The 26,075-nt window shown below is 41.4% G+C and carries 25 protein-coding genes and 3 tRNA genes; 14 read left to right on the forward strand and 14 right to left on the reverse strand.

Annotation, left to right across the window (positions count from 1 at the left end; all coding sequences use genetic code 11):
• Positions 1-104 precede the first annotated feature (104 nt).
• From R2Q70_RS20445 to R2Q70_RS20470, 6 genes are all read right to left on the reverse strand, one after another.
• Positions 105-383 carry a hypothetical protein gene (locus R2Q70_RS20445; protein ID WP_316809410.1) on the reverse strand — a complete coding sequence of 93 codons (279 nt, stop codon included), beginning with the start codon at positions 381-383 and terminating at the stop codon, positions 105-107.
• A gap of 47 nt (positions 384-430) precedes the next feature.
• Complete coding sequence (locus R2Q70_RS20450; RefSeq protein WP_316809411.1) at positions 431-1,057, reverse strand: class I SAM-dependent methyltransferase; 627 nt, start codon at positions 1,055-1,057, stop codon at positions 431-433.
• A gap of 197 nt (positions 1,058-1,254) precedes the next feature.
• Entirely contained in the window at positions 1,255-1,935 is a 681-nt protein-coding gene (locus tag R2Q70_RS20455) for an SOS response-associated peptidase (protein ID WP_316795754.1), read from the reverse strand.
• 78 nt (positions 1,936-2,013) lie between these two features.
• Entirely contained in the window at positions 2,014-3,258 is a 1,245-nt protein-coding gene (locus R2Q70_RS20460) for a Y-family DNA polymerase (RefSeq protein WP_316809412.1), read from the reverse strand.
• Entirely contained in the window at positions 3,242-3,670 is a 429-nt protein-coding gene (locus tag R2Q70_RS20465; protein ID WP_316809413.1) for a LexA family protein, read from the reverse strand. The genes R2Q70_RS20460 and R2Q70_RS20465 overlap by 17 nt, the downstream gene beginning before the upstream one ends.
• Positions 3,671-4,129: 459 nt before the next feature.
• A complete protein-coding gene (locus R2Q70_RS20470) occupies positions 4,130-4,585 on the reverse strand; it encodes a JAB domain-containing protein (RefSeq protein WP_316809414.1) in 456 nt (151 codons plus the stop codon).
• Between the two features lie 539 nt (positions 4,586-5,124).
• On the opposite strand from R2Q70_RS20470, the gene R2Q70_RS20475 reads away from it, so the two are divergent.
• Entirely contained in the window at positions 5,125-6,213 is a 1,089-nt protein-coding gene (locus tag R2Q70_RS20475; protein WP_231424202.1) for a DUF5700 domain-containing putative Zn-dependent protease, read from the forward strand.
• A gap of 205 nt (positions 6,214-6,418) precedes the next feature.
• On the opposite strand, the gene R2Q70_RS20480 is transcribed toward R2Q70_RS20475, so the two are convergent.
• Entirely contained in the window at positions 6,419-7,192 is a 774-nt protein-coding gene (locus tag R2Q70_RS20480) for a DNA-formamidopyrimidine glycosylase family protein (protein ID WP_316809415.1), read from the reverse strand.
• 2 nt (positions 7,193-7,194) lie between these two features.
• Positions 7,195-7,479 carry a DUF3606 domain-containing protein gene (locus R2Q70_RS20485; protein ID WP_231424200.1) on the reverse strand — a complete coding sequence of 95 codons (285 nt, stop codon included), beginning with the start codon at positions 7,477-7,479 and terminating at the stop codon, positions 7,195-7,197.
• Positions 7,480-7,873: 394 nt separating this feature from the next.
• Here R2Q70_RS20485 and R2Q70_RS20490 point away from each other — a divergent pair, with 394 nt between their 5' ends.
• Positions 7,874-8,884: a zinc-binding alcohol dehydrogenase family protein gene (locus R2Q70_RS20490; protein WP_231424199.1), complete on the forward strand. Its 1,011-nt coding sequence runs from the start codon at positions 7,874-7,876 to the stop codon at positions 8,882-8,884.
• A gap of 148 nt (positions 8,885-9,032) precedes the next feature.
• Here R2Q70_RS20490 and R2Q70_RS20495 read toward each other — a convergent pair whose 3' ends face one another.
• Entirely contained in the window at positions 9,033-10,004 is a 972-nt protein-coding gene (locus tag R2Q70_RS20495) for an NAD(P)H-quinone oxidoreductase (RefSeq protein ID WP_316809416.1), read from the reverse strand.
• A gap of 138 nt (positions 10,005-10,142) precedes the next feature.
• On the opposite strand from R2Q70_RS20495, the gene R2Q70_RS20500 reads away from it, so the two are divergent.
• From R2Q70_RS20500 to R2Q70_RS20535, 8 genes are all read left to right on the forward strand, one after another.
• Complete coding sequence (locus R2Q70_RS20500) at positions 10,143-10,949, forward strand: SDR family oxidoreductase (RefSeq protein ID WP_316809417.1); 807 nt, start codon at positions 10,143-10,145, stop codon at positions 10,947-10,949.
• Between the two features lie 25 nt (positions 10,950-10,974).
• Positions 10,975-13,488, forward strand: a complete 2,514-nt coding sequence (uvrA, locus tag R2Q70_RS20505; RefSeq protein WP_316809418.1) for an excinuclease ABC subunit UvrA — start codon at positions 10,975-10,977, stop codon at positions 13,486-13,488.
• A 47-nt stretch (positions 13,489-13,535) separates the two neighbouring features.
• Positions 13,536-14,498 (forward strand): SDR family oxidoreductase, encoded by a 963-nt coding sequence (locus R2Q70_RS20510; protein ID WP_316809419.1) that lies wholly within the window; start codon positions 13,536-13,538, stop codon positions 14,496-14,498.
• A 314-nt stretch (positions 14,499-14,812) separates the two neighbouring features.
• The gene (locus R2Q70_RS20515; RefSeq protein ID WP_316809420.1) at positions 14,813-15,142 is read left to right on the forward strand and encodes a hypothetical protein; all 330 of its coding nucleotides are present in this window, start codon (positions 14,813-14,815) and stop codon (positions 15,140-15,142) included.
• Positions 15,143-15,430: 288 nt separating this feature from the next.
• Entirely contained in the window at positions 15,431-16,573 is a 1,143-nt protein-coding gene (locus tag R2Q70_RS20520; RefSeq protein ID WP_316809421.1) for a zinc-dependent alcohol dehydrogenase, read from the forward strand.
• A 4-nt stretch (positions 16,574-16,577) separates the two neighbouring features.
• A complete protein-coding gene (locus tag R2Q70_RS20525) occupies positions 16,578-17,060 on the forward strand; it encodes a hypothetical protein (protein WP_316809422.1) in 483 nt (160 codons plus the stop codon).
• 290 nt (positions 17,061-17,350) lie between these two features.
• A complete protein-coding gene (locus tag R2Q70_RS20530; protein WP_316809423.1) occupies positions 17,351-17,569 on the forward strand; it encodes a hypothetical protein in 219 nt (72 codons plus the stop codon).
• Positions 17,570-17,785: 216 nt separating this feature from the next.
• Positions 17,786-18,904 (forward strand): Gfo/Idh/MocA family oxidoreductase, encoded by a 1,119-nt coding sequence (locus tag R2Q70_RS20535; RefSeq protein WP_316809424.1) that lies wholly within the window; start codon positions 17,786-17,788, stop codon positions 18,902-18,904.
• Between the two features lie 125 nt (positions 18,905-19,029).
• On the opposite strand, the gene R2Q70_RS20540 is transcribed toward R2Q70_RS20535, so the two are convergent.
• From R2Q70_RS20540 to R2Q70_RS20560, 5 genes are all read right to left on the reverse strand, one after another.
• Positions 19,030-20,268 carry a site-specific integrase gene (locus tag R2Q70_RS20540; RefSeq protein ID WP_316809425.1) on the reverse strand — a complete coding sequence of 413 codons (1,239 nt, stop codon included), beginning with the start codon at positions 20,266-20,268 and terminating at the stop codon, positions 19,030-19,032.
• Between the two features lie 264 nt (positions 20,269-20,532).
• A tRNA-Pro gene (locus tag R2Q70_RS20545) sits at positions 20,533-20,606 on the reverse strand.
• Positions 20,607-20,665: 59 nt separating this feature from the next.
• Positions 20,666-20,739, reverse strand: a tRNA-Pro gene (locus R2Q70_RS20550).
• A gap of 96 nt (positions 20,740-20,835) precedes the next feature.
• Positions 20,836-20,922: transfer RNA gene (locus R2Q70_RS20555), tRNA-Ser, on the reverse strand.
• Between the two features lie 80 nt (positions 20,923-21,002).
• Positions 21,003-23,081: an HD family phosphohydrolase gene (locus R2Q70_RS20560; RefSeq protein ID WP_410478394.1), complete on the reverse strand. Its 2,079-nt coding sequence runs from the start codon at positions 23,079-23,081 to the stop codon at positions 21,003-21,005.
• A 118-nt stretch (positions 23,082-23,199) separates the two neighbouring features.
• Between R2Q70_RS20560 and R2Q70_RS20565 the strand changes: the two genes are divergently transcribed.
• The 4 genes from R2Q70_RS20565 to R2Q70_RS20580 all read left to right on the forward strand — a co-directional run bounded on the left by R2Q70_RS20565 (position 23,200) and on the right by R2Q70_RS20580 (position 26,071).
• On the forward strand, positions 23,200-24,057 hold the full coding sequence (locus R2Q70_RS20565) for an SPFH domain-containing protein (RefSeq protein ID WP_316809426.1): 858 nt from the start codon (positions 23,200-23,202) through the stop codon (positions 24,055-24,057).
• 4 nt (positions 24,058-24,061) lie between these two features.
• Entirely contained in the window at positions 24,062-24,583 is a 522-nt protein-coding gene (locus tag R2Q70_RS20570; protein ID WP_316809427.1) for a hypothetical protein, read from the forward strand.
• Positions 24,584-24,586: 3 nt separating this feature from the next.
• Positions 24,587-24,754: an Arc family DNA binding domain-containing protein gene (locus R2Q70_RS20575; RefSeq protein WP_316809428.1), complete on the forward strand. Its 168-nt coding sequence runs from the start codon at positions 24,587-24,589 to the stop codon at positions 24,752-24,754.
• 141 nt (positions 24,755-24,895) lie between these two features.
• Positions 24,896-26,071: an acetyl-CoA C-acyltransferase gene (locus R2Q70_RS20580; RefSeq protein ID WP_316809429.1), complete on the forward strand. Its 1,176-nt coding sequence runs from the start codon at positions 24,896-24,898 to the stop codon at positions 26,069-26,071.
• The last annotated feature ends 4 nt before the right edge of the window (positions 26,072-26,075 follow it).

A 26,075-nucleotide genomic window follows, 5' to 3' on the forward strand; every position in this document is an offset into this window, starting at 1 on the left:
GTTGAGATTTATATCAAGTGATTTTCACGAATAACAATGAACGACTATTGAATATAAATATGAAGGCATTAAAAGTTTTAAAAAATTAAATCCCAACATCACTATCAATTTATATCCCCTTTAGGTATCCCCTTTAACATTACGCTGGTTTCACGCTTAGCGAAATCTATAAACACCAATTCCAAGTCCGAATATAACTGTATGCCTGCAGCCGTTAATGACTGATAACCGAAGTCTTCCATAGCCCTTTTATCCTTAAAGGAAATCTCGTATGGCAGATGGATGCCAATAATATTTGGAAGACTTACTTTAAGAAGGATATTGAAATTTCTAAATAGCGCTTCCAATTTTCGAGCTGCCAGTGCAAGCTCAGCGGGCGTCATGCAAGCCATAATTGATCACCTTTAAATATATTTCTTATATAAACAAATTAGTCATTGTCCATTTTCCTCACGCACCATGTAGTCATGCTTCGCAAATTCTGCACGTTAGTAGTTTTTATAGGCTCATGCAACATCCCGCCAAGCTTTTTGGTTAGACGGATAAGCATTTCCTGATTGACCAGGAAGCGTTCGGACTCGTCAGGCATGATGTATCTTCCGTTTCCGATAAAACGCACGGAGGACTCGATCCCAATATCCGAGGCCAGTCTGCAAAACAGATAACCACCGGGTTTGAGTACACGCCACATCTCGCCTAACATCTCCTCGAAATGCCCGAGACTTAGGGCAAAGTGTAAAACGGCACTGCTGATCACCAGGTCAAATTTTTCATTTTCAAAGGGCATATTCTCTACCGGAGCGATATGAAAATTTTCAGAAGCCCTTGATTTTAAAGTGTTCTTAACAAAGCTTTTTATATCATTAATGGATTCAGCATAATGATCAACTCCATGTACATCATATCCATTTTTTAGAAAGTAAATCAGATTTCGGCCTGTTCCGCAACCCGCATCCAGGACGGTATGACAATTTTGATAAGTGCCCTTAAGCAATTGATCAAAAAGATAAATATCTATGTTTCCAAAAGCTTCCTGTATATCCTGTGTTCCGTTCATGTGTACAGGCAAATATAAAAAATGATATTAATCGAATACCATTACTTTGCAAAGAGGTGAAACAAAAAAAGGCTATCTCCCGACCGCCTTTAAATTATTAATTCTGAAGTTAACTATTTACTCATAAGTAAAATGTAGGAAAACAACAACGTGCCATTCCATTTGTTTTGAAAAGTCACATTTGTTATCCACCGATTTTAATTGAATAAGGTTAGATCGGGGCCTGAGGGCTTATTGTTGTCCTCGTCCTTATTTCTGGAATTGTTTATTTTTTTATCGACCTGCCAGCCTTTCAGCAATTCATTATCCACAGAGTGCAAAACCTTCAACCGTTCTGTAACCGGAAGTTCCCTGTCGAGCCAGATGGCGCTTTCAGCCTGAGAGAGCATGCAGGGCATTCGATCGTGGATCCTGGACATAAATTCATTGGCGGGCTGCATGATCATGGTACAAGACGGAATGACGATGCCGGTCCTTGGATCTTTCCAACTGTCCCAATAACCAGCAATGAGCATCAGCGCTTTATCCTGGCGTTGAAAAAAGTAAGGTTGTTTCTCGGCATTACTCCTGTCCCATTCATAAAAACCTTCGACAACAAAGACGCAGTGACGCCTACCGACCAGGTGTTTATAAGTGGGCAAAGACTGCATGGTTTCGATGCGGCAATAGGTGGTATTAAACTTCGGAACCTCGCTGGAATAAGATGGGATCAGACCCCATTTGATATAATGGAGTTTACCCGGACGGGCATCCAGAATGACAGGCATATCGGTGCCCGGGGGACGATTGGTATCTTTTGGTTTTGCTTCCCCGCCTAAGATGAGGCCTGCTTTTGCCGCCATCGCTTTACTCTCGCCGATCAGTGTTCTTCCGCACATCGCTATGTCTCCTTTACTTTTTTTTGTTCCTAGATTTTTGGCTGTTGAGGCCGTTTATTAATGATTTTGACGTTTAATTTAAATCACTTTTATAATATCACTCCAGCGTGTGGTGTAGCCCTTGGACAGGTATTCATGTTTGAGTCTCCATTTTTTTTCAAATCCTTCAGTTGCCATTCTAAGCGTTCCCCTGCCATAGGCAAGATTGAGCTTATCCAGGACTGCAGAGACCGTATCTTTCTTGCCACCATCGTGGTCTGAAAACATGTTAAGCTGAAGTTCACTTTCCGGGATAAGCCCCGTGGCGATCACCCCGGCCTTTCGATACTTGATGCCATACCTAAAAAGTTTCTGCGCTACCTTTACCGCAATGCTCACCAGGTCAGTGGTACTGTTACTGGCGATGAGCAATTTGTGCGTATGGCTGGGAAAATGCTGTGGATGATCTTCGCGGTTTTTATTGGTATATAAAAACACCTGTAGGTACATACAACGAAGCTCCTGCGCCCTCAGCTTCTCAGCGAGTCTGCTGGCATAAAGCGTCAATGCTTCTGAGAGGATCTCAGGGCTTTCGATGTAGTTCCTAAACGAGCGGCTGACCGTAATCCCTTTGGTTGCCTCACGGATTTCATCCAGCGGGATGGCTGGCCTGCCCCATAACTCATTGTACATGCGCTGGCCCATGATAGTCATATTTTGCTTAAACCACATTTCAGGCATTTCCCTTAACTGTGCGACAGTTTCTATCTTCAGTTCCTCAAATTTTTTATAGTATTGTCTGCCCACTCCCCACAAATCATGCACAGGAAAGTCTTTTATGGCGGAGGCAATTTTTTGATCAGTATCCAATACCAAAACACCGTTGTGTTTTTTAGCGAGCTTATTCGCAAGTTTAGCGAGGGTTTTGGTCGGTGCCACACCAATGGATACGGGGATACCGGTATTCTGCATTACTGATGTCCTGATTCTCGGGGCATAGGAATTTAAGTTATTGATACCGCCAAGCCAGCCGAAGGCTTCGTCGATGCTATAAACATCAAGTCGGGGGAACCACCGGCCAAGCTGGTGCATCACGCGTTCACTCATATCACCATAAAGCACATAGTTACTGGAAAAGACATTGATCTGAAATTTTTTAATCAGGTCTCTAACCAAAAATTCAGGATCCCCCATCCTGATACCGCAGGCTTTTGCTTCTTCACTTCTGGCAATGACACAGCCATCATTGTTGCTTAATACCACAATGGGCTTGCCTTGTAACTCTGGGCGAAACAGACGCTCGGCGGAGGCGTAGAAGTTATTACAGTCACAGAGCGCAAACATGGCGGTACTTCCCGTTTTTAAGTGATTTGGGTAATACGTTCCTGCAGATTGAGGTTACTACACCCCAGACCTGCAAGGTATTTATTTCTGTCTGGAAGACAACATCATTATCGTTTCTAAGTGCCGGAACATTACCAGCGACCTGATAAATCCGGCAAGTAAAGTTTCCATTCACAAAGGCGACGACAACAGCGCCATGTTTAGGGTTTAAACTGCGGTCAATGATCAGAATATCCCCGTCATGAATGCCGATCGAAGACAAGGCATCCCCTTTCATTTGAAAATAGAATGTGGAATGAGGATCCACAACCAAAGTAGAGGCGATATCAAGCCGTCCCTCCAAATAATCCGCAGCCGGAGACTGAAACCCCGAAATCTTTTGCTCTGCTCTATTTTCAAACGTCCTGATCATAAATACCCTGCCTTAGTGCAGTACAAATTTATACTAATATTTTTAGTATTACAAATTTTTATGATTTATTTTTTAGTAACACAAGATTTCTGAAATGGAAGTTTTAATATACTAGGCTATTCCCCTTCAAAAGTTGATAATTAGCATTCAGAAATCCAGGCTCCCAAGTTTGGGCTGAGCCCTTAAAAAATTGTATAACATTGAAATAGATCTATCCAGTCTTGACAACAGGCCTTGTTTTATCTTGGGATCAAAAAATTACGAGTACTCATCATGGTTCAATCAGATGACAAGACAATTAATATATGCTTATTATCACCTGAATTAATAAAACACTTATTGTGGCTTACACGTGCTCAAAAAGAAGCCTAGTCAAAACGCTGAATCGCAAAAGCTGCAGATTGCACTTGCGATTTTCATTGACCAGTCTCGTCAACAGATTCAGCTAAAGATCAACAATCACATCATTCCTTCGTCCATAAAACTATAGAATCCATAAGCTGAAATGATAATGTGATCAAGCACCTCAATCCCCAACAGCTTTGCGCCTTCTGACAATCTCCTCGTTAATTTTATATCCGCATCACTCGGCTTAAGTTCCGAACTTGGATGATTGTGGCTGAGAATAATCCCGCTCGCACAAGCCCTTAATGCCGCCGAATAGATGACCTTCGGATCGACCATCACTTCGGATAAACCACCCTGAGCAACATTCAGCACGCCCAGTACCCTGTTTTGCCGATTCAGGAGCATCACCTTGAACTCTTCCAGTAATTCTATCCTATTGCGATCCCAACTCTGATCAAATATCGAGTAAGCGATACGAGATGAAGTTACTTTAGGTTTTTCCGAAAGTTTAAATGCCGGGCGGTAACTGATTTCAATTTCTGAAACTTTAAAAACTTGCTTTTCCATAATATTTAAGATTTAATTATGGTGCAGTACAAGGTTCAGTTCCAGCGCCAAAGCAAAAGGAGGAACGGAATAAATGGACTTTAGCTGAAAAGGCCACAGGAGGGTTTATGCCGGAAATTCCTTTGCGTGCCGCAACTGAACCTTAAATTTGTGGCGGAATTGGATCGTTAGACTAAAAAATAATCGTATCAGGTATTCAATATTGTCATGCTAATAGCTTATCATTCTCCATCATTTTACAAGTTATTTTACGCTCTTTCCTGGTTTTTAGAAACCAGATCATCTAATCAAACTGGATGATAGATAGAATGTAGAGCTGCTAAGACCGTTTAGATTAGTGTTTTGTTGGATTCTTATCATGAATATATCTCAAAATAATGCTTCAATATTCAAGGCATTCTGCTCATCAGACTTTTTTTCAATGGATGACTGAATAATCTTCAAAGGAAAATCAAAGAATCTTATTCCAGAAAGTTTTTGGATTTCAAAACCAACATTTGCTTTTGTATGTTTGGAACCGAAACCAAACCAACATAGCAGTGAGTAAACCAAATCATTTTTTAGGCATCATCATCTTAGGGCTTATAGTATTAACCCTAACGTCTTCTGCCCAGTCCTTTGTAGATTCAACGTGTTATAAATATTTTGAAATCACTGCGAAACTTAAAAATGGCGATACCTTAGACCGGTCGACCTGGGGAACATTTCTTTCTGACAAAGCCATTAAGGATTATATGGCTGATCAAGGTGTAGATGACCAGTATTTTGAGTCCTATCGTAAGAATATGCAAATCGTGTATATGCCACAAAATGCCGATCGGTTGAAGAAACGACTTGCTGATCCAGCTTCCTATTGGCTTACCTATATGATTAATCAGTATAAAATCAACGAGGAGGATATGAAAGCATATCTTAAAAAAATTGATGCAAATCCTAAGTCTTACTTCGAAACCTCTTATCAATATGCCTATTCGGCGCTTCCAAAAACTTCCCATAAAACGCTGCCAGATCTGAAAGTAGCTATTATTCCTATTCATAATGATGCACATGCGCAGGAAGATCTGATCATTTACACGCTGCTCTGTGCTTTCAAAAATGATCAGAATAAAATGGGTGCATTGGGCGGACATGAACTTCACCATATGCTTCGCCCTCAACCAAAATTTAATATAGAGCCACGAGATGAAAGTGCTGTAATGGCGATGTACAGGATACTCAATGAGGGGGCAGCGGATATGGTAGATAAAAAATATATGACTGATACCGCAACTAAGTTATTGCCTAGCCAAAGATACTTCCAGGAATTTTTTGACCAGGGCAAGAAAATACTTCCACGAATGGATTCTCTGTTTCAGCAGGGTGCAGCTAGTTGGAAAAATTTGCGCACCAGAGATTACTTTAAGGGAACACCGTTTTCAAGTGGTCATGTTCCCGGGACATACCTATCACATTATATTGAAAAAAATGGCCTCAAAAGTAAACTTTTAAAATCACTCGATGATCCTTTCTCATTTTTTTTAATTTATGACCAAGCGTCCAGACGAGACAAAGATAAGCCTTACCGTTTCTCAGCAGCAGCAATAAAAAACATCAAAAATCTGAGGGCTAAGTACATTAAAAGTATCTAGCTTTTTTCAGCGAGGGATTACGAAGAACAAAATTTGATCAGGTGATATGAACAGCGAGATATCTCCTATGGAATGTACTTTCTGATGGTCAATATAAGCATCAGCGCTATCGTTATTTTCGTAGTGATCGTGATGATGAGTACTGGAAATAATAGCATTATTTTTTTGGATGATATCATATTGCCCTATCTGCAGCAACGATATATCAATTGTATAGATGCTGCGATTTTACAAAATAAGTCTTGCGTCCAACGATCCTGTCACTTAAGACTTCTTCACCCTTTGCAGTTTCTTTTATCCCGGCCCCGTGTATACGCATGAAATCACGGAGCTCCCCCTTAAGTTCATCGCCGTTCTCCATTTCTATATCCCTGATCGCTTTCTTCAGCACGTGATGCAGGCTCTTGTAGAGCTTTTTCACTTCATTTCTAGGAATGGCCTTTGCTATCGAAAAAGGTGAGATTCCAGCGTGGTATAAAATCTCATCAGCATAGGAGTTACCAATCCCACGCATTTCCCCCTGATCCATCATCAGGGTTTTCACGTTTCTCCTCTTTCTGAAGAGCAGATTGAGAAAATACGCTTCATCCATTTCCAGTGCATCAGGAACCGTTGTAGGCTGGGGATTGAGGGTTGGAGTGGCCTGTTTTTGAAGGTCCACGACCGCAAAACCTTCTCCTCCTTTAAAATGAAATCCCAGTATCTGATATTTCGGGGTCTCATCTACCTCTAGCGAAACCAGTTGACCGCGAAGCATCAGGTGGATACCCAACACCTGGTTGGCAGAGAAATGCAGTTGAAGCGTTTTTCCCTCGCGGGATACGTTTTCAAGCCGCTGTCCTTCGAGACAATGCGTAAATTCTTTCACACTGACATTTAGCTTTTTAGCAACGGTCACTTCCATTTTCTCCAAAGTCTTGCCCTGAAAACGCCGGTAGAGTATCTTTGCAAAGACAGAAAGATCTGGTAATTCAGCCATTGTTAAACGCTTAAATATTTCTTTACGTCCGCTATTTTATTGCCGTGGAGTACAATGGCCGCTTTCAAATCTGGTACGCTTATCTGGAATTCTATCGCCCAATGATCGAGGTCATTTGGATCATCAGCATTTATTATTCCGGTAGTGGCACCAAAACTTTCCGCTTCGAGGGTATCTTCATCACTTTCCAGTGTGTTGCGGTCCATTTCCTCCTGCATATGACCAACCATTTTACCCGATCTGCCCTTTAGATTTTCAGAATTATCTTCAGTAATTGGAATTTCCATGATTGTTTTTTATAAGTCAATTGATAGTTATCCTTACAACACACCGATCATGCAATTGGTTTTTGGTACCACGGGCCCCAGGCAGTAAGCGTGATCAAAAAATTCTGATTTCTGCCCTTGAAAAATTGTTATCAAACATAAACATGCGAAATCGTGCAGAAATGCATTGGAGCTGCCGAAATAACTTTAGCACCACTAATGATGCAATTTGTTTTTTAAAAAAAAACAACAGCCGTGTATGGATTAAAAGACTAAAACTTTTGAATATGACGCAACTATTATCGTTACTAAAGTGTTAAGGCATTAATTTAGTAGTTGGATTTACTTTTTGCAATAAACCTACAACTAATCACTTTTCAGCAGTTTACACCAATCACTACCTCAGAATATTTCAATGAAAGCAATAGGATTTAGAAAATCGTTACCAATTAGCGAAGAAGAAAGCTTTATCTCCTTCGAAACAGAAAAACCCGAAGCCAGAGGCAGAAATTTGCTGGTTAAAATCATCGCGATAAGCGTCAATCCGGTAGATTATAAAGTTCGGCAGAGCAGCGCGAAAGATAAGGTTCTTGAGCAAACCAAAGTAATTGGCTGGGATGCGGTGGGTATTGTTGAAGACACCGGAAGCGAGGTCACTTTATTCGAAAAGGGAGACCACGTGTATTATGCAGGTGATATCACCAAAAGCGGCAGTAATGCAGAATATCAACTGGTGGATGAGCGTATTGTGGGTAGAAAACCCAAGAACCTTTCCTGGGCAGAGGCCGCCGCCATGCCCCTAACCCTTCTTACGGTCTGGGAACTTTTTTTCGACCGGATCCGGATCAATCAAAGTGACAGCGGCAAGTCATTGCTTATTATCGGTGGCGCAGGCGGCGTAGGATCTATTGCCATTCAAATCGCAAAGCGGATAGCCGGATTAACCGTCATCGCTACCGCCTCCCGGGCCGAAAGTCAAGAATGGTGTAAGCAACAGGGCGCAGATTTTGTAGTGAATCACCAGAACCTCGTTGAGGAAGTTCAACAGGCCGGTTTTCAACAGGTAGACTTTATAGTTGACTTTGTGGACGTTAATATGTATTGGGATGCCATGGTTACACTCATCAAGCCACAAGGTCAGATCGGATCGATCAGCGACCCGGTAGAAAGTGTAAATTTAAAGGCGTTAAAAGGAAAAAGCGTCAGCTTTCACTGGGAGCTGATGTTTACCAGATCAATGTTTCAGACAGAAGACATGAGCCGTCAGCACCACATTCTGAACCAGGCTGCGACACTTTTTGAAAATGGAACAATTACCTCCACAATCAATCAGTGCTTTTTTGGATTTAGCACCGAGAATCTGAAACGGGCCCACGGGTTGCTGGAAAGTGGTAAGTCCATCGGTAAGATAGTCATAGAATATTAATGCATGATGCAGGATACATTTAGAATTACAACCTGAGTCATCTGGGCCGCTATCCTGTTTGGAATCCAGATTAGCTTTTATTAGCAATCGAGCTGATTTGGATTCCAATTTCTACCAATAGGGCGCTGGATATGAATCGAGTACTCGACTATTCATGCACCAAAACAATTTTCCCGATATGTCCGCCGGACTCCATCAGTTCATGCGCCTGGATGACATCCTCAAAACTAAAAGTTTTGTAAATAAGCGGTTTCAATTGACCAGTGTTCAATAATGGCCATACCTGCTCCTTAATTTCTTCTGCAAGCTGTTTTTTGAATGTATATTCCCTTCCCCTGAGCGTACTTCCGGTAATGGTCAACCGCTTTTTCATCACTTCGGCAATACTGATTTGCGGGGAATTTCCCTCCATCGCATTGATATAAACCAGGCGGCCCTCCGGACGCATTATGGCAATGTTGCGCTGTAAATAACTTCCTCCTATCATATCAAGAACCACATTGACACCTTCCGGAGCGAGTAGCTTCTGAAAGTCCTGAGTTTTATAATTAATAGCAATGTCTGCACCGAGTGCAATACAGGCTTTTGCTTTCTCATCGGAACCTACTGTTACAAAGACCTTTGCCCCGAATGCCTTGGCTAGCTGTATAGCCGTAATGCCGATGCCGCTGCTGCCGCCGTGAACTAAAAAATGTTCATCTTTTTTCAATGCGCCTCTTTGAAAAACATTTGACCAAACCGTAAAGATGGCCTCAGGCAGGCTGGCCGCCTCGGCAAAGGACAAGTGCTCTGGTATGGATAAACATTGTCCTTCCTCTACTACCACCTGTTCTGCATATCCCCCGCCGGCAAGCAATGCACATACTTTATCACCTAACTTCCACTGGCTTACATTTTTGCCACATTCAACTACTACACCAGCGACCTCAAGTCCGGGAATTTCTTCCGGAACGCCTGCTGGCGGCGGATATTTCCCTTGGCGCTGTGCAATATCTGCCCGGTTCAGGCCGGCGGCTTTGACTGCTATTCTCACCTGTTGATCTGAGGGAGAAGGATCAGCATAATCTACCAACTTTAAGACACCTGGCCTGCCGGGGCGAGTGATTTGAACTGCTTTCATAATATGGTTTTTTGAAGGTTAAATTGTTTTTTATGATACGGACAATTCGCATACCAATAAAACCAAAATAATAAATGCACTAAACATAAATCTTTTTGCGGCAGGTGATGTTCTTCCATTACATCTTAATTTGAAAATATGGAAAACAGAAAAAAATTTGCGCTCATTACCGGTGCCACCAGCGGAATCGGACTGGAACTGGCTAAACTGTTTGCCCGGGATCAATCCAATCTGATCCTTGTCGCACGCGACAAACAAAAACTCAATGCTACTGCTGGAATGCTGAAATCCGAAGGCGTAGAAGTAGTAACCATTAGCACCGATTTGTTCATAGCCGGAAATGCCCAGGAGGTATACCAGCAGGTCAGTGCATTAGGCCTTCAAGTAGAAGTATTGGTAAATGATGCCGGCCAGGGCGTGTATGGTAAATTCACAGACAACGAGCTGGAACGGGAACTTGACATCATCCAGCTGAACATCTCTTCACTGGTTACCTTAACCAAGCTCTTTCTCAAAGATATGGTGAGCCGGGGATCAGGTAAGATACTCAATGTTGCCTCTGTAGCAGGAAAAGCCCCGGGGCCATATCAAGCCGTATATCACGGCACAAAGGCATTTGTGCATTCTTTCAACGAGGCCATCCGCAACGAGCTGAAAGACACAGGGGTAAGCGTAACTTCACTTTTGCCAGGAGCTACAGACACGGACTTCTTCAACAAAGCAGATATGCTGGAATCAAAAATCGTTCAACAGGGAGAACTGGCAGATCCGGCAATTGTTGCAAAAGACGGTTATGAAGCTTTACTGGCAGGAAAGGATATGGTGGTTTCAGGCTTTAAAAATAAAGTACAGGTGGCTTTGGGAAATCTAACACCTGACAGCATGCAGGCTGCCCAAATGGAAAAAGTGCAGGAGCCCGCAGATACCAATAAGAAATCATCATGAGAATATAATAGTCCTTGTAACCGCTATGGCAGAAAGAAGCAGTAAAAAAATGATTATCGTTCGCGGCGCAAGGGAGCACAACTTAAAAGACCTAAGCCTGGAAATCCCAAGGGATAAACTGGTGGTTTTTACCGGAGTTTCCGGATCAGGAAAGTCATCGCTGGCTTTCGGAACGTTATATGCCGAAGCGCAACGACGTTATCTTGAATCCGTTTCGCCCTATGCCCGTCGACTTTTTAACCAGATGAGTGTTCCCGAAGTGGATTCTATCGAAGGACTGCCGCCGGCAGTAGCGCTTCAGCAGCAGCGGGGCGGTGCCAGCACTCGATCCTCAGTAGGAAGTGTCACTACCCTTTCCAACTTGTTGCGCATGCTCTATTCCCGGGCAGGAGACTACCCTGGCAACCAATCCATTATATACGCGGAAGGATTTTCACCCAATACACCCCAGGGCGCATGCACAGTATGCCACGGATTGGGCAGTGTTTTTGAAATCAATGAGCAAACCATGGTTCCTGATCCGCGATTGAGCATTCGTGAAGGTGCCATTGCCTCCTGGCCCAAAGCATGGCAAGGACAAAACCAGCGGGATATTCTGGTTTCCATGGGCTATAACGTAGATGTCCCATGGAAAGAATTACCAAAACATGATCGTGAGTGGATACTTTTCACTGAAGATACGCCAACCGTCCCGGTATATCCTGGCTTTACGCCCAGGGAAACCGCAAAAGCGATCCGGGATAAAAAAACGCCCGACTATATGGGCACCTTCATCGGCGCCAAACCCTATCTTCTCAAAACGTTTTCTTCCAGCCAGTCCGAACTGATGAAAAATAGGGTTAGACAATATATGATCAGTGCTGTCTGCCCACTATGCGAGGGGAAACGTCTCAACAAAGCATCCCTTTCAGTTAAATTCGAGGGAAAAGATATCTCGGAACTGTCCCGTCTACCGCTTGCAGCTCTGGAAGGAATTTTTAACCATTATGCCGGGATAATGGCGAAAAACGAAAAACAAATTGTTACTCAACGTATTTCCGCCGACATCAGCTCAAGGTTATCAGTGATGCTTGAACTGGGTTTAGGCTATCTTGACCTGGAACGCAGCACCCCGACACTTTCACCCGGGGAACTGCAGCGGCTGAGGCTCGCGACACAGGTACATTCCAATCTTTTTGGCGTAGTATATGTTCTTGATGAGCCCTCAGCCGGACTGCATCCAGCCGACACACGGGCATTGCTTAATATACTGGATAAACTCAAAAGAGCCGGCAACAGCATCTTTGTCGTTGAGCACGAAATCGAGGTAATCCGTCATGCAGACTGGATCATCGATGTCGGACCGGGAGCAGGTGCTGACGGTGGCCAGATTATCTATAACGGCGTACCGGAAGGATTAAAAAATACAAATAATTCCCTAACCGCTGATTTTCTCTTCGATAAAACACCGCGTGTTCTGGTTGAAGCAAGGAAACCTGTATCGAAACTTTGCGTGAGCGGGGCAACCCGCCATAACATCAAAAGTCTGGATATTGACTTTCCGCTGGGTGTGATGACCTGCGTCACTGGGATTTCCGGTTCCGGAAAAAGCAGCCTGGTCAGTCAGGTACTGGTAGAGCTGGTAGCCAATGGCCTTGGACAGCAGGTCGAGATTGATAATGAGCTTACAAAAGATTTCCCGCTAGTCGAAATACCCCTCCCCGTACAGGGAAAAATCACTTCCGGGATTGAAGAAATTTCCCGCCTGATTGTTGTTGACCAGAAACCCATTGGAAGGACGCCCAGATCTAATCTGGCAACCTACACCGGACTATTTGATCTGGTCCGAAAACGTTTCGCCAGTACTCCGCTTGCCAGAAAAAGAAAGTACGATGCCGGACGGTTTTCCTTCAATGTAGCCAAAGGTCGTTGTCCACACTGCCAGGGCGAAGGCTATATTATGGTTGAACTGCTCTTCCTGCCAAGCGTCTATACCCCCTGCCCAACCTGTGAGGGCACCAGATATAATCCTGAAACCCTGGAAGTGACCTTTAGAGAAAAGACCATTGCCGAGGTATTGGAGATGACTGTAGACGAAGCCTGCACTTTTTTTGATGATGACCCTGGCATTTACCGTTCCCTTAGGTTGCTTGGGGATGTAGGTTTAGGCTATATCAAACTCGGACAATCTGCTACAGCTTTATCGGGGGGCGAGGCACAGCGCATCAAACTGGCTACCGAACTTCAAAAAAGCCAGAAGGGCTCCGCACTTTATGTTCTCGATGAGCCGACAACTGGCCTGCACCCCTCCGATGTCGAAAAGTTGCTCATCCAGCTAAACCATCTTGTTGATTCCGGAAACACAGTGATTGTAGTGGAGCACGATATGCAAGTGATTGCGCAAAGCGACTGGATAATAGATATTGGTCCGGGAGCAGGTGATCAGGGCGGGAATATCGTATATTCCGGAGTCGCCCAAGGCCTTACCATGATCAAGGAAAGCAAGACCGCCCCCTTTCTCAAACATTATCTAGCATCGATGCAAAGTGCAAAAAGTTAGTTTGGTTATCTCCTCAAACCAATGCCGTTTCAAATGGTTAAAAGAATATGGAAAAAATGAAAAGAAATGTAGTGATCACGGGTGCTTCGAGTGGTGCCGGCAGAGCCACCGCTCTGACATTCGCAAAAAATGGTGATGATCTAGTCATCGCCGCCCGACACTCAAAGGCGCTGGAAGAACTGGCTGAAGAATGCAGGGCTTTTGGGGTGCTTGTAAAAGCCATACCAACCGACGTTTCCAATTACCACGAAGTAATCAATCTGGCCGGAATTGCTGCTGAAGAGAACCGGAATATTGACGTATGGATTAATAACGCGGGTGTGCTATCCATCGGAGCATTTGACCTTACTCCAATGGAAATCAGCGAACAAGTAATCAAAACTAATCTGATCGGATATATGAATGGTGCACATGCGGCTCTTCCATACTTTAAATCACAAGGCCATGGCATTCTGATCAATAACATCTCCATTGGCGGCTTTCTACCTGTTCCTTATGGAGCAGGCTACTCCGCTGCAAAGTTCGGCCTCCGGGGATTCTCAGCGGCACTGAAATCAGAAATGAAATCTTACTCCCGTATACATATCTGCGATGCATTTCCAGGATTTCTTGACACCCCGGGTATGCAGCATGCCGCTAATTACACCGGGAAAGCATTGAAACCCGGACCTATCGTGTATGATCCGTTCCGACTCGCAAATGCGATCTATGAGTTATCACTTCATCCCCGGTCAGAAAAAATGGTGGGAAGCTTTTCAATCCTGATGCGTCTGTCCTATGGTCTGCTTCCTTCACTAACTAGGGGAATTGAAGCAGCAGTAATTAATACCTACCTGAAGCAGGCAAAAAACATCACGCCTACCAGCGGAAATGTTTTTAACAGCGTGGATTACGGTCATTCCACCCATGGTGGATGGGGAATCCCGGGAAAGCCCAAATCACATCATAAATATATAGCGATGGGCACAATTGCCCTACTTGCATTGCTGCTCACCAAAAGAAAAATATAGACATGATACCGCGCGCTATTGAAGAGGATAAACGATCTTTCTTTATATGCAAGGAAGTTACGCGTCGTTCAATAATGGTTTAAGCAATTTTAGGGTACCCGAAAAACAGGCTATGCCTTCAGTTATTTTTACCCGCAAGAAGCTTGTCAGCAGATAAAACCAAAATGAATAAGAGCATGTTGTCTTATTAACTACAATCAATCGAATCCGAGAAGGTCGGTCATGCCGACTCAATCTGAATACTCAAGTAGTGTAAGAAGCGTGAATAACTAATATTTTCAGTACTTACCGCATAAATGATTTAAAGCCAATAAATGATGAATATTCCAGAAAAATTAATCGTCCAGGTCGCGCTTGAAGGAACAGCTGCTAAATTCAATCCCATCATATTTAAAAATGAAGATAATTTCTGTGCACTGTATGGGAATAATCCGCAGAGCGGAATATATGGTTGCGGAAAATCTATTGAAGAAGCATTGTTAAACTGGGAGTATAATCTCCAATTAATGCTATCAAACAATATGGACCTTAAAAAAATGCTTTCAGAACACGAGCCGCCTGAAAGCGTGAAGCAATTTTTGAACGAATATCGGGAACGGGCAAAACATGATTCAACTGGGTATGATCTTAATAAATCTTTTTAAGCTGTACTGATGCGTTGGTCGTACCAGGAAAAGATCATCCAATATTCATTGATTAATTTGACATCCGCAGCGATTAAAGAGCTCAGAAATTAGTCATTAAAGAAATTTACAAAACTTCTGTATTTGATTACGGTTGTTAAGTAAGATCGATACAGACAAGATGAAAGAAATTCTACGTTGTCTAAACTATTCCTTCTGCGGTATTAAAGAAGTACTAAAGCACTACCAAATTATCCGAGAAATATTTTCCGGTACCATTTTCACCTTAAAACAAATCATATGCTAGCAATGAATTACAGAGGGCCATTTCGCGTACGCGTCGAACAGCGCCCGATGCCGGAAATCCTTCATCCTGAAGATGCAATTGTCCGTGTTACCAGAACTTGTATCTGTGGTTCAGATTTACACCTGTATCATGGTATGGTTCCGGATACCCGCGTGGGTTCAACTTTCGGACATGAGTTCATCGGAATTATTGAGGAAATTGGTCCACTTGTGACCAACGTAAAGATTGGTGATCAAGTTTTGGTTCCATTCAATATTGCCTGTGGTAAGTGTAACTTTTGCAAACAAGGCTTATACGGCAATTGTCATGAATCCAATTCGATGGCTACGGCTGTAGGGGCAATATTTGGTTATTCCCATACCGCAGGAGGTTACAACGGCGGACAAGCAGAGTATGTGAGGGTTCCATATGCAAACTTTGGCCCTACCGTCATTCCTGCCGATATGGATCCTGATGATGCCGTTTTACTGACCGATGTGGTTCCAACCGGATACCAGGCCGCCGAAATGGGTGGCATCAAAGAAGGTGACACTGTGGTTGTTTTCGGTGCCGGCCCCATTGGAATAATGGCAGCGAGGTGTGCCTGGTTTTTTGGCGCTGCCCGGGTGATCATTATTGACCATATCGAATACCGCCTTGAGTTTGCCAAAAATTATGCAAAATGCGAAGCTTACAACTTTAAATCCATGGCCGATCCGGTTGTATTTCTTAAAAAAACCACAGACTGGTATGGTGCGGATGTCTGTATTGATTGTGTAGGCTGTGAAGCGGAAGGCAATACCCTTCAGACCTTCACCGGTAAGCTAACCTTGATGCAGGCGGGTGCTGCAACTGCATTACAGTGGGCAATCAACTCTGTAAAAAAAGGAGGAATAGTATCGGTAGTCGGGGTTTATGGGCCGCCATTTAATTACGTGCCTATTGGTAATGTATTAAATAAAGGAATTACACTGCGAGCCAATCAGGCATCTGTTAAAAGGCTGCTTCCGAAACTTATAGAACATGTACAGGCAGGTCGATTAAATCCAAAAGGCCTGATTACCCATCGGGTTCCGCTGGAAGAAATTTCAGATGCATACAATATATTTTCAAAAAAACTTGACGAGTGTATCAAAACTGTACTTATTCCTTCAGCCAAACACTAAAACTATGAAAACTGAAAACAAAGATTATAAAAATATCCCGGGATGGGGAATGGATATTGACATTGATAATGAGCCAACTTACCCGATGAAAAACTATACGGGAGATGATCATAAGCGAAGTAACTACGAGCGTTCTGAACAACAAAAAGTTGACGTGGAGTTGCTAAAATCCAATGAAAGGCCACAATATAGTGCCGTTTTTGGAAATACCGTACCTCCTTCAGGGTTAAGCGGAATAATTAGACGTTATGCTTTTAAGCACAGTGAAGACAGATACCGACACTGGATCCCGCTGATACTTGCGGACCGGGTTAATGCATGGGAAGGCATCATCGAAGATATAGCTAATGGCACTCTCCCTAATGTACTGGCCGAACGTGGAATAAAATCTGAGCTCCGATATAATGCAAAAAATTTCGCTGCTAAAACGTTGGTTACCATAGCTGCAACTGTACTATTGATTGCACTAATTAAAAAAAGAAAATAGCGCCTGTTTATCAGTTAAAAAACCAACTGATCTTACCACATCAATCTGCATAACGGCAATCCTCGAAAGATTGCCGTTATATTCACGAAGTGAACCCATTATACCTTTGTTTTTCGATAAGTCCTACTAAATCAATCTGGTTAATTTCTTGTACGATAATTTTCACAGATGATGTATAAAACGGAGTTTTAATACATTATTAGCATAAATTACCTTATCAATATGTCACTAGCGCTCGAATAGACGCGCAGATAGATTTAAAGAGCTGGTTCAAGCAAAATGGTGTATCCATGAAAGTAAAAAATTATACCAACTACAATTTTGATTTATTGTTTATAGTTGCGAGTGGTGATGTAGTCACTAAACACATTGATCTTAAGGCTCACCATGAAAAAAAGATGAAATTATTGAGCTTCGGGAAGATCAAAAACTTGAATAGCATCAATGACACCGCGGTAGTTATTATAGTTATCGAGTTAAAAGGAAAATTTAACAGACAATGGGTTTAAAATAAATATCGTTAAATAATATGATGGAACATTTTGATGATCATGTTTCAGTGAAGGCATAACAGGGAATAGGGATTTTATGATTTGGAAGTCGACCAAAATAAAACAAAGAGCCTTTAAATTTTAGTTTACACAATTCAACGGATCAAGTAATGCACCAAATGATGAGGAACAATCCGTATTTTTATATTATTACTCCATCCTTAATTGCTGAATATGAATACCAGAAGAGATTTTTTACGAAATATAGGTGCATCAGCCTTGATGCTGCAATTGAATTCATTATCAACATTTGCTGATTCTTCAGATGATAATGAACAGCCCTACCAGGGAAAAGTATTGAGGGTTGCTATCATGGGTTTGGGTGGATATGGTACCCGTGTCGCCGAAGCAATGAAAGACTGCACTAAAGCTAAGCTGGTAGGTGTTATTAGTGGTACTCCTTCTAAAATCAAAGACTGGCAAGCGAAGTATAATATCCCTGAAAAAAATTGCTACAATTATAACAACTTCGATCAGGTGAAAAACAATCCGGATATTGATGCGATTTATGTAATTACACCAAACGCATTGCACCATAGTCAGGTCATCCGTGTAGCCAATGCGGGGAAACACGCGATATGCGAAAAACCCATGGCGCTAAATGCCAGAGAGGGACAAGAGATGATAGACGCCTGTAAAAAAGCAGATGTAAAATTGCTGGTTGGCTACAGAATGCATTTTGAGCCACGCACATTGGAAGTGATCCGGATGCGAAATGCCGGAGAATTTGGTAAGGTGATGTTTTTCCAGGGGCAATGTGGTTTTAAAGCAGGGGATCCTAAACAGTGGCGTTTAAACAAAGCGCTAGCTGGCGGCGGATCAATGATGGATATCGGGATTTATGCACTTAATGGAGCGAGGTATATGGTGGGTGAAGAACCGATTTGGGTGACCGCTCAGGAAACCAAAACGGATCCGGTAAAATTTAAAGATGGTGTTGATGAAACCATTCAATTTCAACTCGGTTTCACCAGTGGTGCTGTAGCATCCTGCTTATCTAGCTACAACATTAATCATCTGGATAGATTTTTTCTAAGTGGTGACAAAGGATTTGCAGAAATGCAGCCCTCAACCGGTTATGGTCCGATAAAGGGAAGGACACATCAGGGCGAACTCACGCAACCGGTAACCATTCACCAAACGGTACAAATGGAGGAAATGGCCGACATTATTTTTGCAAATAAAAAGCCGATAGTTCCAGTGAACGGTGAAGAAGCCTTGAAAGACCTTAAAATTATTGATGCCATCTATCAGGCGGTTAAAACAGGCAAAAAAGTCCCACTTACTACTTAAAAAACGTTTAGTAACAGATTTAGCTGCCTCGTTTAAAAACGTAATAGTGTTGATAGCAGGCTGCGATCTATCACAGCCTACTGCCAAAATACAAATAACTTACCTTACGGTTAATAGATTTACACTTATTTTATCACTATCTGCTGGGCCATAAATAGATACTTCATCTCATTCGCTACCTTTTTCTGATTAACTTTCGAATAAATTTGTGTCGTTCGGATATTTGAGTGCCCAAGCATATGCGACACGCTCTCAATTGAGATTCCTTTCTCTAACGTCACAGTCGTGGCAAATGTATGCCTGGCAACGTGAAAGGTCAATTCTCTGCGCACCCCCGCCTTTTGCGCAATTACCTTTAAACTCCTGTTTGTGTGTTGATTCGAAGGGCAGGGGAAAATTGTTTCCCTATTGATCGCTTCAGGAGATAGTTTATATTTTTGAATCAGAGCCATGGCTACTGGTAGTACCAATACATGAAAACTTCGCCCATTGGTATTTAATGTTTTCTTCCTTTGCATCACGAGCCAGACACCTCCTTCATTATCAGTCGTAATGTGATGGGAAGCAAGGGAGCTGATTTCACTGTAAGCAAGCCCAGTGTAACAACTGAAAATAAACATATCACGCACAACAGCTTGAACAGTATCGGGCAAATCTACCTGTTGAATTGAAGCCAATTCATTATCATTAAGAACCTCGCGGTCTTTAGTCACTAGTTTTCGAGTAAAATGAAGGAAAGGATCTCTCAAAATCCAACCAAATTTTAATGCAAGCCCCATCAACTTCTGAAATCTTTCCATGTGTTTCATTACTGTATTGTTAGTACAAGGTCTCTGTCCTTTATCAGGTGCTTTAGTTCGTAAATAAACGCCAAAATCAGTAATAAACTTAAAATCTATTCTTCCGAGCTGAATGTCTGATAACTTTTTTCTCTTTAAAAATTCTGACAGAAAGCGCTCTGTGGAATAGTAATTTTTTAATGTGCCTGTAGCTAGTAATTTACCCGGTTGATCGAAATGGTATTTAATTAAGTCTTTTAATGACTTGCCCTGCTCCTCGCCTTCCACTTTGATTTTAATCTTTTCTGCTGTTACCAACTCTTTCTTAAAACGTAGTTCATCGTAAGCAACATTGATATCGTTCAGAACTTGTCGCATTCTGTCACGCACAGAATTATTCTCTGGTGAATTTCCTTTCAATTTCTGAGCTTTTTGGTTCCATTGTGATGGATCCACCGACTTTTTTATAGAAAAATAAACCATCTTTCCATCAACCGTAATTCTAACATACAAAGGAGCGACCCCAAAGGCCTTCCTGTCACTTCTAACGTAGAAATTAACACTAAAACTGTGCTGAGATTTCATCGAATTTCCTCCATTTTTTTTTACCAAATCCAATACCAAAAGCAGATAAAAAATGGATATACGGATTTGGTAGTTTTGTTTAAAAAAATATGTCTAAAAAAATTTCGATTTTGTTGAGAGAACAATAATACTGAGAAAAGTCTGGTATTGGATTTGGTAAAAAAAAGTTTGATATTCTTTTACCTAAACTGATACCAATAAAAACATGAAACCCCCTAAATGAACCATTTAGAGGGTTTTTGATACGATTTGTATCTGTAAGTGTCGGGATGGCAGGATTCGAACCTACGACCTCCTGCTCCCAAAGCAGGCGCGATACCGGGCTACGCTACATCCCGAACTTAGGTATCACCTTTTGTTAAACCTTTTTTTGAAAAAGTTGGTTTAAAACTTTTTGTCGGGATGGCAGGATTCGAACCTACGACCTCCTGCTCCCAAAGCAGGCGCGATACCGGGCTACGCTACATCCCGAACTTGGTATCTTCTTTTTCCCTTTTTCTAAGGGTTGGCAAAGTAACGGTTTTAAAATGATAATTCCATTTTTTTTGTTACTTTTTTTTTGTTTTGCGGTGAGGGCGGGATTCGAACCCGCGGTACCGTTACCAGTACGACAGTTTAGCAAACTGTTCCTTTCGGCCTCTCAGGCACCTCACCGTTAACCTTCAAAATTTGTCCTACCGACCTTGTTTTGAGGTCTGCAAATATAGTAAAACAAGTTATTCTACAAAAAAAAATTACAAAACTTGTTGATAATCTATTCGCACATGATAGATACTCATCAGCATCGTCTTGAATATCAATTTGATAGTTTCAATATCTTTTAATGTTAAATCGCAATCATCTAATTGATTTTGTTCTAATTTGTAGTTAATTATCCGTTCAACGATGTCATTTATGTTCTGAGCATCGGGATTTTTAAGACTTCTAGAGGCAGCTTCGACAGAATCTGCCAGCATTAACACTCCTTGTTCCTTACTAAAAGGTATAGGTCCGGGATACCTAAAAATGTTCTCATCGACAAATTTTTCGGGTGTATTTTTTAAAAATGACTGGTAAAAATAATCAACACGGGTGTTTCCGTGGTGGGTTCTAATAAAGTCGATGATTGCTTCAGGGATTTGATTTTTCCTCAAAATCTCGATCCCCTTGTGTACATGCTGAATAATGATCTGTGCGCTTTGCTCGTAAGGTAATTTATCATGCGGACTCACCGCGGTATTTTGATTCTCGATAAAATATTGAGGATTATCTACCTTGCCAACATCGTGATACAATGCCCCTGCCCTTACCAATACAGAGTTTCCGCCGATTTTGAAAATTGCGGCTTCAGCCAGGTTGGCCACCTGTAGCGAATGTTGAAAGGTACCTGGCGCTTTAAATGCCAGTTCACGGAGTAATTTGTTATTGGTGTTAGTTAACTCAATCAGCGCCACATCAGATGTAATTCCGAAAATTCTTTCGAAAAGATAAATCAGTGGGTATGCCAATAATGATAGTAACACACTAAATACAAAAGGTAAAAAGTTAATCCATTCAATTTCACGGAACGAACCTTCGCGAAGCAACGCAATACCAACAAAAGAAACGAAGTAGGCCAGCAATATAAATAAAGCGGAAACAAGAAATCTTTCTCTTTTGACGAAATTTTTGATGCTGAAGATTGCCACCATTCCAGCAGTTACCTGATAAAATACAAATTCAAAACTATTGGCAACAAAGAAACCGGCAATTAGAATTACCAGCATGTGTAAGTAAAGTGCCAAACGTGTATCAAACAAAATCCTGATGATAATCGGAACTACACAAAACGGAATGTAATACAAGCTCGGAATTTCCATCTTTATTGCCCAGGTGAGCGCAAGCAGCATTCCAGTTGTTACAATCAGAATTAAAGATAACTGGCGATTGTCTGCAAAAATATCTTTCCTGAAAAGAAAGAGGAAAGACATTAAAATGGTAAGGATAAAACTAACCAATACCACCTGGCCAATATAAACGAGCACCCTGCTTCCAATTGTTTTTGTTTGTGCATCGTAGGTGGTTTTGTATGATTCTAGCTTCTGATAGATTTCCTCATCAATCACATCGTTTTTGGAAACAATTAATTCACCCTTCTGCACCATTCCCTTTGTTGTGGAGATGTTACTAACGGTGTTATCCTGGATTACCTGGGTTAAACGTTCATCAAAAACAATATTGGGAACAAGATGGTCGATTACCAGATTAGAAACTAAATCTGTCATTACCTGGTTAGTTGCATTGAAATTCGCTTTGAAAAAAAGTAATGCACTCTCTGTGGTAAAAACGTCTTGAGTATTCCTTGTTTTGGAAACATTATTTTCCATCAGAGAAAAGTCGTAATGTTTGGCACCTGCCTGATGTTTAATGTTTAGCCCAATGATCCCCCTTTGATAAATATTTTTTAAAAGATTAGCAGATTCAGCTTTGTATAACACCCTATTCTTCTCATCGAGTTGTGTTGACTTCCATTTAATATCAAAATCATTAGAAAACTCTTCTAAGGCATTATCAGAAATTGCTTTATCAAACTGATAAACCGGCAAAATATTTTTTAATGCATTTTTCTTATCATTACTTACCTGAGGATTCGTTTTTAAAATCGCGAAGCTAAAAGGTGAAATCAGATCTTTATTTTTCCAAACTGTGTTTTTCTCAAATTCATATCTGAAACGTGGCTGCTTTGGTAAAAATAGCGTAATGATGAAAACCGTAAAAATCATCATCACATATTTTAGGTTTGACGAATATTTACGGTAAAGAATTTTGTGTGAGTTTTTTTTGATTTTAGCCAAAACGAAGAGATTATTGTGCTTTCAAAATTAACATTTTTATCTAATATACATTTTACTGTTTTTGTTTGCAATTACCAGATTTTATATTTTATTTTATGATATCAAATTAATATCAATCATGTATCAAGAAAAAATTATCAGTCCTCCATCAGGTTATTTAACTTTTGTATTATGCCTTGCGCTTTTAGGCGCCTCTATTTTTTGTTTCGTAACAGAAAACTTTTTATGGGGCGGAGTTTTGCTAGCTATCGATGTATTCTTAATATTTCCCGGTTTTTTAATCATCAATCCAAATCAATCAATGGTTTTAACCTTATTTGGTAAATACATTGGCACGGTGAAAGCCGACGGATTTTTTTGGGTGAATCCGTTAACTGCAAAAAGAAGAATATCATTAAAGGCTAACAACTTAAATGGTCAGCAACTTAAAGTTAATGACAAATTGGGTAACCCGATAGAAATTGCAGCTGTTGTAGTTTGGAAAGTTAACGAAACCGCCAAAGCAGTTTTTTCTGTAGAAAACTATATGCAATACGTAAATATTCAAAGTGAAGCTGCAGTAAGGCATTTGGCAAATATTTTTCCTTACGACCACTCTGAGGGCGAAGAAGATAGCATTACGCTGAAAGATGGTGCGGAAAAAGTTAGTGAGCTATTGGAAAATGAGTTGAACGAGAGGTTATCGCGAGCCGGAATTGAAGTTTTAGAGGCAAGAATTTCGCATTTGGCCTACGCTCCGGAAATAGCAAGTGCTATGCTACAACGCCAACAAGCTACGGCTGTAATTGCCGCCAGGAAACTGATTGTAGAAGGCGCGGTTGGAATGGTTGAAATGGCGTTGGAAAAGTTATCCCAAAAAGGTATTGTCGATTTAGACGAAGAAAGAAAGGCAGCCATGGTGAGCAATCTGTTGGTTGTTTTGTGTGGCGATCGGCATGTACAACCTGTGGTAAATACAGGAACCCTTTATAACTGATAAGATGAAATTCGAAGAAAAACAAGGGTTAAAAATTTGGTGGTTATACCTCATTACCGGCTTAACCATATTTCCTACAGTAGCCATTCTCATTTTTTCTGAGGATGGACTGAATTTCAAAGAACTACAGGCAATGTATTTCGCCCCTGTTTTTGCTATTTTTCTTCCTTTCTTAATTATTTTTATCATCCAAAAAAACCAACTTACTTTATTGATTACGCAAGATGGTTTATCATACAGATATTTCCCATTTCATCGTAAAGGAAATGTTTATCCGTGGGAAAGCATTGAAAAAGCTTATGTCAGAAAGTTTGATGCGTTTTCTGAATATGGTGGCTACGGTGTGAAACACAGACTTTGGTTTAAGTTAAGAGACAAAGCCTACATTTTAAACGATCACTCGAAAGGGCTTCAATTTGAATTTAAGGATGGAAAAAAGGTCTTATTCAGCTCAAATAAAATTGATGAGTTGGAATTATTCCTAATTAATTTAAAAACAAAATACAGTATTCAAGCAATTAGTTGAGGGATGGCAGAAAAAGATAAAAAAGCTTTTGTATTGAGAATCAGTCATACTTTATTGAAAGAAGTAGAGACCTGGGCTGCTGATGAATTTAGAAGCACCAATGGACAAATTGAGTTTTTGCTTAATCAAGCGATAAAGACGCGAAAAAAACCAAAACCAAAAGAAGAATAACCAAAGCCGCAGTTTTGCGGCTTTGGTTATTAAATGGCATATCACCTACCCCTACGCTAAAATGACATGATATACGTTATTGCAATGTTAAAATATTTATAACTTAGCAACCTAACCAATAATTCATAAAAATTTTTATTCATGAGAGAAGTTGTAATTGTTTCGGCTACCAGAACGCCGATTGGAAGCTTTGGTGGTTCGTTGGCACAGTTTTCTGCTACACAATTGGGTGGGTTTGCAATTAAAGCTGCCATTGAAAAAGCAGGTTTAAAACCAGAACAGGTACAAGAAGTTTACATGGGAAATGTGCTTTCTGCTAACCTTGGGCAAGCCCCAGCTACACAAGCCGCAAAATTTGCGGGCTTGCCTGACCTACCAGCAACAACCATAAATAAAGTATGTGCCTCTGGTACGAAGGCTATTATGCTTGCAGCGCAGAGCATCGCCAATGGCGATAACGAAATTGTTTTAGCAGGTGGCATGGAGAGCATGAGTAATGTACCTTATTATTTAGACAAGGCTAGAAATGGTTATCGATTGGGGCATGGGCAGGTTACTGATGGTTTGGTAAAAGATGGCTTATGGGACGTTTACAATGATTATCATATGGGTTCTGCAGCCGAGCTTTGTGCTACAGAATGCAACATCACCCGTGAAGCGCAAGATAACTTCGCTGTTGAATCGTATAAAAGAGCGCAAGCAGCGCAGACTGCTGGTAAATTTGCAAATGAAATAACGCCAATTGAAATTAAGGACAGAAAAGGTGAAATTTCACTAATTGATACAGATGACGAACCAACGGCTGTTAAGTTCGAAAAGATTCCAGGATTAAAACCTGTATTTAAGAAGGATGGAACAGTTACTGCGGCAAATGCTTCGACACTAAATGATGGGGCGGCAGCATTGGTTTTAATGAGCGCTGATAAAGCCAGAGAATTGGGCATTAAACCATTGGCTAAAATTTTGGGTTATGCCGATGCACAACAAGCGCCGGAATGGTTTACCACGGCACCGGCGAAAGCCATTCCTCTAGCTTTACATAAAGCAAATATTGATATTAAAACGGTAGATTATTTTGAAATTAACGAGGCTTTTTCAGTAGTTTCCATAGCTAACAATCAATTATTAAAATTGTCGGACGATCAGGTTAACGTAAACGGTGGCGCTGTATCGCTCGGCCATCCGCTGGGCGCTTCCGGTGCGAGAATTGTAGTCACCTTACTTTCTGTTCTTGAACAAAACGATGGGAAGATCGGCGTAGCCGGAATATGTAATGGCGGCGGTGGTGCAAGTGCGATTGTAATCGAAAAATTGTAACACA

It is taken from the genome of Pedobacter agri (genome assembly GCF_032678665.1).
GTDB lineage: Bacteria > Bacteroidota > Bacteroidia > Sphingobacteriales > Sphingobacteriaceae > Pedobacter > Pedobacter agri_A.